The organism is Vibrio sp. SCSIO 43133, assembly GCF_023716845.1.
Taxonomy (GTDB): Bacteria; Pseudomonadota; Gammaproteobacteria; order Enterobacterales; family Vibrionaceae; genus Vibrio; species Vibrio mediterranei.
This window is the reverse complement of the sequence record NZ_CP068024.1, coordinates 930,074-942,163: the sequence shown is the minus strand read 5'-3', so window position 1 is coordinate 942,163 and position 12,090 is coordinate 930,074. Positions and strand designations below refer to the sequence as shown.

Here is a 12,090-nt window from a genome sequence, read left to right as displayed (position 1 = left end):
ATTCATATCCAATCTTTAATTTTCACTTTAGGCAGATTTTTATTCTTTCAAAAGCCAATTTAGTGTAATTTAGTAAAGAAATAGCCGTTTTTTTAGGAATATAGCAATGAAAAATATCGAGATGTCATCAAAACTCGATAATGTCTGCTACGACATTAGGGGACCTGTACTCAAACATGCTAAGCGCATGGAAGAAGAGGGACATAAAATACTGAAACTCAATATCGGTAATCCCGCCCCTTTTGGTTTTGATGCCCCTGATGAAATATTAGTCGATGTCATCAGGAATTTACCTACATCTCAAGGTTATTGTGATTCCAAAGGTATATACTCCGCGCGCAAAGCTGTGGTTCAACACTATCAGCGTAAAGGCATTCGTAGCTTAGACGTTGAAGATGTTTACATTGGCAATGGCGTTTCGGAGCTCATTGTAATGGCGATGCAAGCTCTGTTAAACAACGGAGATGAAATGTTAGTTCCCGCTCCTGACTATCCACTATGGACAGCGGCGGTTTCTTTATCCGGTGGTAGCCCAGTTCACTATCTTTGTGACGAACAAGCGGATTGGTATCCAGACCTAGATGATATCAAGAAGAAAATCACGCCTAAAACTCGTGGTATCGTGCTTATCAACCCGAACAACCCAACCGGTGCAGTGTATAGTCGTGACTTCCTACTCGAAGTGATTGAAATTGCACGTCAGCATAAGCTTATCATCTTCGCAGATGAGATTTACGACAAAGTTCTGTATGACGGCGCGACTCATACCTCAGTTGCAACCCTAACCGAAGATGTACTCGTAGTGACCTTCAATGGTCTTTCTAAGTCTTATCGCGTTTGTGGCTTCCGTGGCGGTTGGATGTTTATGACGGGCCCTAAGGAGCATGCCACTGGGTACATTGCCGGTCTTGAAATGCTTGCCTCGATGCGCCTTTGCGCTAACGTTCCGATGCAACACGCGATTCAGACCGCCTTGGGTGGCTACCAAAGTATCAATGAATTGATTTTGCCGGGTGGTCGTTTATTAGAACAGCGAGATAAAGCCTACGAGCTTATTACTCAAATTCCAGGAATCTCTTGTGTGAAGCCCAAGGGGGCTATGTACCTGTTCCCCAAGATCGACACCAAGATGTACAACATCAAAGACGATCAGCGCATGGTGCTCGATTTTTTGAAGCAAGAAAAGGTTCTCCTCGTGCAAGGCACTGGTTTCAACTGGCCTAAACCTGATCACTTCCGCATCGTTACTCTACCTCACGTAGAAGATCTAGAGATGGCGATTGGTCGATTTGAAAAATTCTTGGCAACATATAGCCAGTAACTCTTTCATAACACTGATATAAAGCCTATTCTTATTGAGCGCCGAATAAATAGTTCGGCGCTAGTATTAAGGGATTACGCTGTATGAAAGAAAGTCACTTTTTTGCTCACCTTGCTCGAATGAAACTGATCCAACGCTGGCCATTAATGCGTTCGGTTTCAACGGAAAACATCTCTGAACACAGTCTTCAAGTCGCCTTCGTTGCTCATGCTTTAGCCATCATAAAAAACAAGAAATTTGGCGGTAAAACCAACCCTGAAAGAATCGCGATTCTCGCGATGTATCACGATACCAGTGAAGTGCTAACGGGCGATCTTCCAACACCAGTTAAATATTACAACCCAGAAATCGCAAAGGAATACAAAAAGATAGAGTCTGCAGCTGAGCGAAAGCTGCTGTCTATGTTACCCGAAGAATTTCAGGATGATTTCCGACCTTTCTTAATTTCAGAATACGCTTACGAAGAAGACACCCAAATTGTCAAACAAGCCGATTCTATCTGCGCATATTTGAAATGTCTTGAGGAGCTGAGCGCTGGAAACCATGAGTTTGCTCTCGCCAAAAAACGTTTGGACCAAACACTGCTTGAAAAGCAAACCGAAGAGATGGACTATTTCCTAAACACCTTTGCACCAAGCTTTGAGCTTTCTCTTGATGAAATCAGTTAGCCAACTCGAGGAATTGAGATGCCGTTAGAATCCATGCAAATTTGGCAAGCCAGACATAGTGATGAGCACAAGCTCAGACGTAATGATCATCGCGACCCCTTCCAACGTGATAGAGCTAGGATTCTCCACTCTGCAGCGTTTAGGCGACTGCAAGCTAAAACGCAGGTGCACGGTACAGGTGTTAACGATTTTCACCGCACACGCCTAACACATTCGCTCGAAGCGGCTCAAATTGGCTCAGGCATCGCAGCTCAATTAAAACAAAAACAGCCAGAACTCGAACCATTATTGCCTTCTGATGCACTCATTGAAGCACTCTGCCTCGCTCATGATATCGGTCATCCACCCTATGGGCATGGCGGTGAAGTCGCACTCAACTACATGATGCGTGAATATGGTGGTTTTGAAGGTAACGCCCAGACGTTTCGTATCGTCACCCAACTCGAACCCTACACCGAGCATCACGGAATGAACCTCACCCGCCGCAGCCTATTAGGTTTGCTTAAATATCCCGCCCCTATTAGCCAAACTTGCGCCGACAAACAGCCCCACCCGGTGAGCAGCCAACGCCAGTTAAAAGCGAAGGACTGGGCGCCTGCAAAAGGGATCTACGATAAAGATAAGCCCCAGTTTGATTGGGTTATCGACCCACTATCTGACAGCGATAAATTATTGTTGCAAACCATGCGATTTGAGCAATTGACACCACTTCAACACAACAAGACGCAATTCAAATCTCTTGATTGCTCTATCATGGAGTTAGCTGACGATATTGCTTACGGTGTGCATGACTTAGAAGACGCAATTGTGCTTGAGTTGGTGGACAAAGATATGTGGCAAGCCAACGCCGCGGCGCAGCTTAAGACACAAACCAACACTTGGCTCTCAGAACATATTGACTCTATCACTGAACTGCTTTTTTCAGGCAAACACTACGAGCGAAAAGACGCCATTGGAGGCATTGTCAACGCTCTATTAACTAGCATTGAAGTCAAAAAGGTCCCCGAGGTAAATTTCGACGATCCTCTACTTCACTACAATGCCTACCTTGATGGTGATATGGAATGTGTCTTGGCGATTCTGAAACGATTTGTCAGTGAGTTCGTGATTCAAGTACCAAGGGTACAAATCGTCGAGTACAAAGGCCAACAAATCATTATGGATCTTTTTGAAGCATTCAGCGCCGACCCTGAGCGCTTACTTCCTGAGTCAACACGCAACCTTTGGCGTAAAGCCAGTGGACAACAAGATAACGGAATGCGTGTGATAGCCGACTATATTTCCGCCATGACTGACGGCTATGCCCAAAAGATGCATCAACAACTGTTTGCGGCGCATTCGAATTACTAGTGATTAGAAAGGGTAAAGCCTTATTTGTTGGAGTCCGGAGCGCAATAGTTTTTTTCATAAACACCTGAAGGCATTTGCTGAATCTGGAACTCTATCATTTTTTCAAATGCAACCAGCATAGCGTCGAAGTTCCGTTCAGGCTCTAACGTTTGAATAATATGATGGCCCGCTTCAACCGTGGATAGTGCATTAGGTGATGGTGCTTTGCGAATCCGATAATCGCCCTGCAAGGTCTCTGGCAATTTAACCAACGGTAAAGCATGCAAATTCGTAGACAGTTTCCACATCTTAAACGCTTTCTTCCACGTTCCGTCTAGTAGAATGACACGCAAGTGCTTGTTAGACGCTGCGAGTTGTACTTGCGATAATTCAACAGAGTCTTCACCCGGATACAGCACCACTGACTGGTATCTATCATCAGCCAACAGGTCATTAAGCGCCTGATGGGTCGAGAAATCCTCACCAATAAAAAGATGTCCGTTTGGCAATGACAAGGACAGAATTCGCGCCGTCCCAAGCGGACGCTTTTCTTCACTTGGATGCTGCAAAATGATCAATTGTGTGTCACAGTGAACGGGTTGAATCCACTGACAAATACAAGCGCGCTTAGCTTTCAAGCACTTGGGACAATATCGAGATATGGACACTTCTTTCGTCATAAGACTATTGCTGTTTTCTCTGCTTTGCGCATTACTGCAAATTCCGAGCTTACAATCCTTAGTAGAATGGAACAAGCTAGCAATACACGCGGGTCAATGGTGGCGGATAGTATCAGGAAATTTCTCGCATACCAACCTAGCACATCTGGGCATGAACCTCGCCGGACTCTGGGTCATTTGCTACGTATTTCGTCCTTCGTGGCGGTCAGTGGTGGCTGTTACGCTAATTAGTGCGACCTCTATTGGTTTCGCTTTGTTGTTCACAAACTTAACGTATTACCTAGGCCTATCAGGAGTACTCCACGCTCTATTTGCTTATTGGGCGCTACAAGAGGCACTGAGTGGAAGAAATTCAAGTTGGCTGTTGGTCTTGGGTATCATCGGTAAAGTGGCCTGGGAAAGCTTATACGGCGCGTCAGAAGCGACCTCGCAGCTAATCGCGGCTCCAGTTGCGACACAAGCCCACGCAATAGGACTTGGCGTCGGCTTGATTTTGGCACTCTCGGTAAGCGTCTATCGTCGTAAGTTACAAAGTGATTCTTGAACGGTTCTTCTCTACCGTTGCTTCACCAATACCTTTCACTTGAGTTAAATCATCTGCCGATTTAAAACTTCCGTGTTGATCGCGATACTCCACAATATCTTTTGCTTTTTCCTCGCCAACACCTTTGAGCAGTTCCGCTAGTTCCTCAGGGCCCGCTTGGTTGATATTGACTGTTATCTCTATCCCCTCTAGTTTCTTCGCTTCAGATGCATAGGAAAAGCTCACTGGGGCAACTAACAAAACTAGTAGCAGCCAAACGTTTTTTAGATACTTCATTTGAATTCCTTTTTCTCACTAAAAGTCGCCATTCAAGATACCCAGAAAAAACAAACTGAAAAGTTTTGTCTACTGAAAACAAAACGGACCGCGAATGCGGTCCGTTTTTATTAGCTTATCAGTTACACAAGAACTGTGAGCTGAATTGCGTCATCGACTCTGTTAATGCTGTTATTCAGCATCAAGCAAATATTCGATGTCCGTATTTTTGCGCAGAATTGAAAGTACGGAAGCTAAGTCTTGTTGAGTAGCCTCACGTTCCATTTGAGCGCCGATTTGCTCGTTGTATGCTTCGTTGTACTCAGAAGCGACTTTAGTTAGCTCAACAACAACAATGTTGCCTTCCATATCTTTAGTCTGAGCGTAGGTCGCTGCGTTTTCTGCTGGCTTAGTCATTGCAAACACAGTGCCTGCTAATGGAGAGCTACGGTCGATAGCTTCCAGTTCTCCAAAACTTAGACTGTTCGCTTGAAGTGCGTCTTGTTTGCCTTCTTTTAGCTCATTCACTAACTGAACACCCAACTCCATAGCCGCTTGCTCACCTTTAACCTTCGCTAGCTGAGTTTCCACTTGCTCTTTCACTTCTTCAAGTGGCAATACAGTTTGTTCACGAACGTCATCGACACGAACCACAATAATATGCTCTGGAGCCACTTCCATCACTTCAGAGTTAAGGCCATCTTCTTTCACTTCTGGTGACTGAATCGCTTGCATCACTGCTGGCGTTTTCAAGATTTCTGGCGCATCAACTTGAGAAATGAAATCAGTAGTCACGACTTTCTGATTTACCGCTTTCGCTGCATCATCCAGTGAATCAGGATATTCGAAAGCAACCTTCTCTAGTTCGTTTTGTAGGTTATAGAACTCATCCACCGCTACTTGGTCTTTAAGCTCAGCGATGATTTCGTCTTTCACTTCAGCTAAAGGCTTAGACTCAGATGCCTTGATAGCGTCAAGTTTAATGATGTGGTACCCGAAATCAGACTTAACTAAACCTGTCGTATCGCCCACATTCTTAAGAGCAAATGCAGCTTCTTCAAAAGCAGGATCCATTACATCACGTTCGATCCAACCTAAAGAACCGCCCTCTTCAGAGCTACCAATGTCTTCTGACTTTTCTTTCGCTAGCGTCGCGAAATCAGCACCAGCATTTAGCTCGTCCAAAATTGCTTGTGCTTTCGCTTCGTCATCGCCTTGAACCAAAATATGGCTCACTTCACGTTGCTCAGAAGTGGAGTATTTGTCTAAATGCTCGTCGTAGTATTTCTGAATTTCATCGTCAGTGACTTTAACTTGATCTTTAAGTGCTTGAGCAGATAGCTCAATGTAAGCCACTTTAACTTGCTCTGGACGCGTAAACTGCCCAGGGTTCTCTTCATAATACTTTTGAATCTCTTCATCAGTAATTTGAGCTTTCTTAGAGAAGTCAGCTAGCGATAGTGTCAGCGTTTTGATATCACGCGTTTGGGTTAGCAGCTTGCTTTGAAGCTCAATTTCGCTAGGAAGCGTAAACTCACTACCTTGCAATGCCGATAGTAGTTGGTTGCGAACCAAATCACGGCGAAGGTACTCTGCAAAGCTGTCAGCACTGAAACCAGCACGGCGCAGCGTTGCTTGATAAATGTCTTGGTCAAATTTTCCGTCATTTTGGAACTGAGGCATCTCAAGAATCATTTGACGGATTTGAGCGTCGCTAATACGTAGTCCTAGCGATTCTGCATGTTGCTCAAGCAACACGTCATTAATCATACGATCAAGGACTGACTTACGGAAAGACGCTACGTAGCTTGGGTCACCAAGCAGAGTCGAGAAGTAATCACCAAGCTGAGATTGCATGCGATTGCGTTCATTTTGATACGCTTGTTCAAACTCACCACGACCGATTTCTACATTACCCACTTTTGCCGCAGTATTGCCAATTCCGCCTGCGATATAGCTACCTACACCAGCAAACACAAAAGACAGAATAATGAGTCCTAAGATAATTTTAACCGCGATGCTATTCACGCCTTCGCGAATTCGCTCCATCATAATTTTATTACTCTCCAGATAGGAAGGGTTATCTTCTACTGCATCGGATAATATCAGAAAAAGAAATGCGCATCAGTAAGATGCGCATATTTAAAAAAAGTTCGACTCATTTTGTCGATTAAGCCTTACAAAAGCTTAATTTTTGCTCAGTTGACGCAAGGTTTGCGTACAACTGTAACAAATGATTAGTTACAAGCGTCTTTAAGAGCTTTACCTGCTTTGAATGCAGGAACTTTAGCTTCAGAGATTTGGATCTCTTCACCAGTTTTTGGGTTACGACCTGTACGTGCTGCACGAGTACGTACGCTGAAAGTACCGAAGCCAACTAGAGCCACTTGATCACCTTCTTCTAGAGTAGTGCTAACTGCTTCGATGAAAGCATCTAGTGCACGACCAGCTGAAGCTTTAGATAGATCTGCGTTCTCTGCGATTTTTTCCACTAATTGTGTTTTGTTCACTGTGTTTCCCCTTTCTGTTACCGAATTGTTATTTTTTAAAAGGTAACGTTAGTTCCATTCTCGTAGTTGAAGACTCTAAGCCTTGTCTATCAAGGGCTTCAGAGTTACATAGCTAAACTTAGTGCTACAAAAAAACGCTGACAAGCTTTTTTTGCCTATCAGCGCATTTCTTTTACCTAAATTTGGAGCACATCACTATTTTACAGGTTCAAATGCCGCTCCAAGCGGTGCTCTCTCTAAAGCAACTTCAAGAACTTCATCAATCCATTGCACCGGAATCACCTTCAGATCCGCAATAACGTTGTCAGGAATTTCTTCCAAGTCACGTTCATTATCCTTAGGAATCAATACCGTTTTGATGCCGCCACGATGCGCTGCAAGTAGTTTTTCTTTCAGGCCGCCGATAGGTAGAACTTCACCACGTAGAGTGATTTCACCTGTCATTGCCACCTCAGCTTTCACTGGGTTACCTGTCAAGCTCGAAACTAAAGCGGTGCACATTGCGATACCCGCACTTGGACCGTCTTTCGGCGTCGCACCTTCAGGAACGTGAACATGAATGTCACGCTTCTCGTAGAAGTCTGAGTTAATACCAAGCTTCTCTGCACGAGAACGTACAACCGTCATCGCGGCTTGAATTGACTCTTGCATCACATCGCCCAATGAACCGGTTTGAGTCAGCTTACCTTTACCGACCATCGCTTCAGTTTCGATAGTCAATAGGTCGCCACCTACTTCCGTCCACGCTAGGCCCGTTACCTGCCCAATGCGGTTGCTGTCGTCCGCTTTACCATAGTCAAAGCGTTGGACACCTAGGTACTCTTTCAAGTTATCTTGATTTACCGTCACCGTTTTCAGTTTCGGATCAAGCAAGATGTTCTTAACTGCTTTACGGCAGATCTTTGAGACTTCACGCTCAAGGCTACGAACACCCGCTTCACGTGTGTAGTAGCGAATGATGCCAATGATCGCAGAGTCTTCAATTTCAATTTCGTTCGGCTTCAAGCCATTACGTTGAACTTGCTTAGACACGAGGTGACGCTTAGCAATGTTCAGCTTTTCATCTTCTGTATATCCAGAAAGACGAATCACTTCCATACGATCAAGTAAAGGCCCTGGAATGTTCATTGAGTTAGACGTTGCAACAAACATTACGTCAGAAAGGTCGTAATCGACTTCTAGATAGTGATCGTTAAAGGCATTGTTCTGCTCTGGGTCTAGAACTTCAAGCAGCGCTGATGACGGGTCACCACGCATATCTGAAGACATCTTGTCGATCTCATCCAGAAGAAATAGTGGGTTTTTAACACCAACTTTCGACATCTTCTGAATCAACTTGCCCGGCATAGAACCGATGTAGGTGCGTCGGTGACCACGGATTTCCGCTTCGTCACGTACACCACCCAATGCCATACGAGTATATTTACGACCCGTTGCAGCCGCGATTGAGCGACCGAGGGAGGTTTTACCCACACCAGGAGGACCAACAAGGCACAAGATAGGACCTTTTAGCTTGTTAATGCGGTTTTGCACCGCCAAATACTCAAGGATGCGCTCTTTAACGCGCTCTAGGCCATAGTGGTCTTCGTTCAGTACTTCTTCCGCTTTTGCTAGGTTCTTTTTCACTTTAGAGCGTTTAGCCCAAGGAACACCTACCATCCAGTCGATGTAACTGCGAACAACGGTTGCTTCAGCGGACATCGGAGACATCATCTTAAGCTTTTGTAGCTCTTGTTCGGTCTTCTCTTTCGCTTCGGCAGGCATTTTTGATTCTTCAATCTTAGCCTTCAGTGTTTCGAACTCATCAGGAGCATCATCTAAGTCGCCGAGTTCTTTCTGAATCGCCTTCATTTGCTCATTCAGGTAGTACTCACGCTGAGATTTTTCCATTTGTTTCTTAACGCGACCACGAATGCGTTTCTCAACTTGCAGTAAGTCGATTTCCGATTCCATTTGTCCCATTAAGAACTCTAAACGCTCAGTTACATCAAGCAACTCAAGCACTTGCTGCTTATCTACGAGTTTAAGCGGCATATGAGCAGCGATAGTATCAGCAAGACGCGCTGCTTCATCGATGCCACCGAGAGACGTTAGTACTTCTGGTGGAATCTTCTTGTTCAGTTTGATGAAACCCTCAAACTGGTCGATTGCACTACGTACAATGACCTCTTCCTCACGCTCATCGAGTTCTGGCGTGATCAGGTATTCAGCATCCGCTACGAAAAATTCTTCATCGCGGTAATTGTTAATTTTGGCACGCTGCTGACCTTCAACCAGCACTTTTACTGTGCCATCCGGTAGCTTGAGAAGCTGCAAAATGGTTGCAACTGTGCCTGTTGTGAATAGATCGTCGATTTTTGGCTCTTCAGTATCTGCTTCTTTCTGAGCCACAAGGAGTACTTGTTTGTCATTATCCATCGCCGCTTCTAAGCAACTAATGGACTTTTCGCGGCCAACAAACAAAGGAATCACCATGTGTGGATAAACAACCACGTCGCGCAGAGGCAATACCGGGATTTCTATACGCTCGGAACGTTCCAAGTTCATATTATTCTCTCTTCCGCTTAGTATTATTTTCAGTATATGGGGGCGTATTCGTTGGATTCAATAAAGAAATAAAAAAAGGAGGTATCAAATACCTCCTTTTTATCTCAGCTTCGCAAATTACTCGGCGCTGGCAACTTGATTATCGTTGTTTGTGTAGATAAGTAGCGGTTCTGACTCACCATTTATCACACTTTCATCAATAACCACTTTGCTTACGTCAGTAGCCGATGGTAATTCGTACATCGTTTCTAGCAGCACACCTTCAAGGATTGAACGTAGACCACGAGCACCTGTTTTACGCTCCATTGCTTTCTTAGCAATCGCACGCAGTGCATCTTCGCGGAACTCCAACTCAACACCTTCAAGGTCGAATAGCGCACCATACTGTTTGGTCAGTGCGTTCTTCGGCTCATTCAAGATTTGAATCAGTGCATCTTCATCAAGCTCGGTTAGAGTCGTTGTCACAGGTAGACGACCAATGAACTCTGGAATTAGACCGTACTTAACTAGATCTTCTGGCTCAACTTGGGTAAATAGCTCGCCGACAGTCTTAGTTTCGTCTTTTGAACGAACTTCTGCGCCGAAACCAATACCAGTGCCAGTTGCAACACGTTGGTCGATCACTTTATCGAGACCTGCGAATGCACCACCACAAATAAACAGAATCTTAGAGGTATCTACCTGCAAAAATTCTTGTTGTGGGTGCTTACGACCACCTTGAGGTGGAACCGATGCAATTGTACCTTCAACCAGTTTTAGTAGTGCCTGCTGAACCCCTTCTCCCGACACATCTCGTGTGATAGATGGGTTCTCAGCTTTACGTGAAATTTTGTCAATCTCATCGATATAGACAATACCGCGCTCGGCTTTTGCTACATCGTAGTCGCACTTCTGAAGTAGTTTTTGGATGATGTTTTCAACGTCTTCACCAACATAACCGGCTTCGGTCAATGTTGTTGCGTCGGCCATTGTGAATGGCACATCAAGGAAACGTGCAAGCGTCTCAGCAAGCAGTGTTTTACCACTACCCGTCGGACCGATAAGAAGGATATTACTCTTACCGAGTTCAACACCGTCTGCCGTTGTATCACCATTGCGCAAGCGCTTATAGTGGTTGTAAACAGCGACTGAGAGAACTTTCTTCGCGTAGTCTTGACCGATTACATAATCATCGAGGTGTGCGCGAATGTCTCTTGGCGTTGGTAACGCTTCAGATTCCTTCTTCGGCAGCACATCTTTGATTTCTTCACGGATGATGTCGTTGCATAAATCAACACACTCATCGCAAATGTAAACAGACGGACCTGCGATTAGCTTGCGAACTTCGTGCTGACTTTTACCACAGAAAGAGCAATACAGCAGTTTACCGCTACCACTCTCTTTGCTTTTATCTGTCATTCGCTAACCTCTTAGCCTTTACTTTCTATGTTTTGAGTGTATATCAATTTAGACCAAATTGCGCCCGCCAATTTGATTTTCACAGGCTTCAATTTGGTCAATTGTTACTCAAACGATTGTCGATTAACCGCGATGGGTTAAAACTTCGTCAATAATACCGTATTCAGCGGCCTGAGCAGCTGACATAAAGTTGTCACGGTCAGTATCTTTTTCGATAACGTCGAGTGGCTGACCTGAGTGTTCTGCCAAAAGATTGTTCAGCTTCTGTTTGATAGTCAGAATTTCTTGTGCATGAATCTGAATATCTGAAGCTTGACCTTGGAAACCGCCTAGTGGTTGGTGAATCATCACGCGAGAGTTAGGCAGAGCAAAACGTTTACCAGGAGCACCACCTGCAAGTAGGAAGGCACCCATGGAACATGCTTGACCAGTACAAAGCGTGCTTACATTAGGCTTAATAAACTGCATAGTATCGTAAATCGACATACCAGCCGTTACGCTACCACCAGGAGAGTTAATGTAGAGGAAGATATCTTTGTCAGGATTTTCTGATTCAAGGAAAAGCATCTGGGCAACAATTAAGTTCGCCATGTTGTCTTCCACTTGACCAGTCAAGAAAATGATTCGTTCTTTTAGTAGTCGCGAATAAATATCGTAAGAGCGTTCGCCACGGGAAGTTTGTTCAACCACCATCGGTACTAGCGCGTTCATAATTGGCGACATTGCATTTTTTTCTTGGTAGCTCATATTCTTATGTCCCTAAAATAAATGGCCCGGATGATAAACATCATACGGACCATTGTTAGCAGAGAAGTCGACTCTAAGTCAACCTTCTATA

The 12,090-nt window shown here is 44.6% G+C and carries 11 protein-coding genes; 4 read left to right on the top strand and 7 right to left on the bottom strand.

What is annotated here, in order from left to right:
• Nucleotides 1-106 precede the first annotated feature (106 nt).
• The 3 genes from JKJ11_RS04705 (at nt 107) to JKJ11_RS04695 (ending at nt 3,339) form a co-directional block, all read left to right on the top strand.
• A complete protein-coding gene (locus JKJ11_RS04705) occupies nt 107-1,321 on the top strand; it encodes a pyridoxal phosphate-dependent aminotransferase (RefSeq protein ID WP_006075260.1) in 1,215 nt (404 codons plus the stop codon).
• Nucleotides 1,322-1,404: 83 nt separating this feature from the next.
• Nucleotides 1,405-1,989: a 5'-deoxynucleotidase gene (yfbR, locus tag JKJ11_RS04700; protein ID WP_006075259.1), complete on the top strand. Its 585-nt coding sequence runs from the start codon at nt 1,405-1,407 to the stop codon at nt 1,987-1,989.
• An 18-nt stretch (nt 1,990-2,007) separates the two neighbouring features.
• The gene (locus JKJ11_RS04695) at nt 2,008-3,339 is read left to right on the top strand and encodes an anti-phage deoxyguanosine triphosphatase (protein ID WP_006075258.1); all 1,332 of its coding nucleotides are present in this window, start codon (nt 2,008-2,010) and stop codon (nt 3,337-3,339) included.
• A gap of 20 nt (nt 3,340-3,359) precedes the next feature.
• Here the strand turns inward: JKJ11_RS04695 and JKJ11_RS04690 are convergent, their stop codons facing one another.
• Entirely contained in the window at nt 3,360-3,980 is a 621-nt protein-coding gene (locus JKJ11_RS04690; protein WP_252039097.1) for a tRNA-uridine aminocarboxypropyltransferase, read from the bottom strand.
• Between JKJ11_RS04690 and rrtA the strand changes: the two genes are divergently transcribed.
• On the top strand, nt 3,979-4,542 hold the full coding sequence (gene rrtA, locus JKJ11_RS04685; protein ID WP_198557454.1) for a rhombosortase: 564 nt from the start codon (nt 3,979-3,981) through the stop codon (nt 4,540-4,542). The two genes, JKJ11_RS04690 and rrtA, sit on opposite strands and share 2 nt — an antisense overlap.
• Here the strand turns inward: rrtA and JKJ11_RS04680 are convergent.
• The 6 genes from JKJ11_RS04680 to clpP all read right to left on the bottom strand — a co-directional run bounded on the left by JKJ11_RS04680 (nt 4,525) and on the right by clpP (nt 11,999).
• A complete protein-coding gene (locus tag JKJ11_RS04680; protein WP_006075255.1) occupies nt 4,525-4,818 on the bottom strand; it encodes a ComEA family DNA-binding protein in 294 nt (97 codons plus the stop codon). The genes rrtA and JKJ11_RS04680 overlap by 18 nt on opposite strands.
• Before the next feature lie 171 nt (nt 4,819-4,989).
• Nucleotides 4,990-6,849, bottom strand: coding sequence for a peptidylprolyl isomerase (ppiD, locus tag JKJ11_RS04675; protein WP_124940764.1), 1,860 nt, complete (start codon nt 6,847-6,849; stop codon nt 4,990-4,992).
• Between the two features lie 185 nt (nt 6,850-7,034).
• On the bottom strand, nt 7,035-7,307 hold the full coding sequence (gene hbs / locus JKJ11_RS04670) for a non-specific DNA-binding protein Hbs (protein ID WP_006075676.1): 273 nt from the start codon (nt 7,305-7,307) through the stop codon (nt 7,035-7,037).
• Between the two features lie 195 nt (nt 7,308-7,502).
• Nucleotides 7,503-9,854, bottom strand: coding sequence for an endopeptidase La (lon, locus tag JKJ11_RS04665; RefSeq protein WP_252038793.1), 2,352 nt, complete (start codon nt 9,852-9,854; stop codon nt 7,503-7,505).
• Nucleotides 9,855-9,971: 117 nt separating this feature from the next.
• A complete protein-coding gene (clpX, locus tag JKJ11_RS04660) occupies nt 9,972-11,252 on the bottom strand; it encodes an ATP-dependent protease ATP-binding subunit ClpX (protein WP_038229801.1) in 1,281 nt (426 codons plus the stop codon).
• A 123-nt stretch (nt 11,253-11,375) separates the two neighbouring features.
• Complete coding sequence (gene clpP / locus JKJ11_RS04655; protein ID WP_038229800.1) at nt 11,376-11,999, bottom strand: ATP-dependent Clp endopeptidase proteolytic subunit ClpP; 624 nt, start codon at nt 11,997-11,999, stop codon at nt 11,376-11,378.
• Between the last annotated feature and the right edge of the window lie 91 nt (nt 12,000-12,090).

Bases quoted from the DNA above. Each gene is read 5' to 3' on its own strand.
- JKJ11_RS04705 (WP_006075260.1), top strand. From the start codon at position 107: ATGAAAAATATCGAGATGTCATCAAAACTCGATAATGTCTGCTACGAC.
- yfbR (WP_006075259.1), top strand. From the start codon at position 1,405: ATGAAAGAAAGTCACTTTTTTGCTCACCTTGCTCGAATGAAACTGATC.
- JKJ11_RS04695 (WP_006075258.1), top strand. From the start codon at position 2,008: ATGCCGTTAGAATCCATGCAAATTTGGCAAGCCAGACATAGTGATGAG.
- rrtA (WP_198557454.1), top strand. From the start codon at position 3,979: ATGGACACTTCTTTCGTCATAAGACTATTGCTGTTTTCTCTGCTTTGC.
- JKJ11_RS04680 (WP_006075255.1), bottom strand. From the start codon at position 4,818: ATGAAGTATCTAAAAAACGTTTGGCTGCTACTAGTTTTGTTAGTTGCC.
- ppiD (WP_124940764.1), bottom strand. From the start codon at position 6,849: ATGATGGAGCGAATTCGCGAAGGCGTGAATAGCATCGCGGTTAAAATT.
- lon (WP_252038793.1), bottom strand. From the start codon at position 9,854: ATGAACTTGGAACGTTCCGAGCGTATAGAAATCCCGGTATTGCCTCTG.
- clpX (WP_038229801.1), bottom strand. From the start codon at position 11,252: ATGACAGATAAAAGCAAAGAGAGTGGTAGCGGTAAACTGCTGTATTGC.
- clpP (WP_038229800.1), bottom strand. From the start codon at position 11,999: ATGAGCTACCAAGAAAAAAATGCAATGTCGCCAATTATGAACGCGCTA.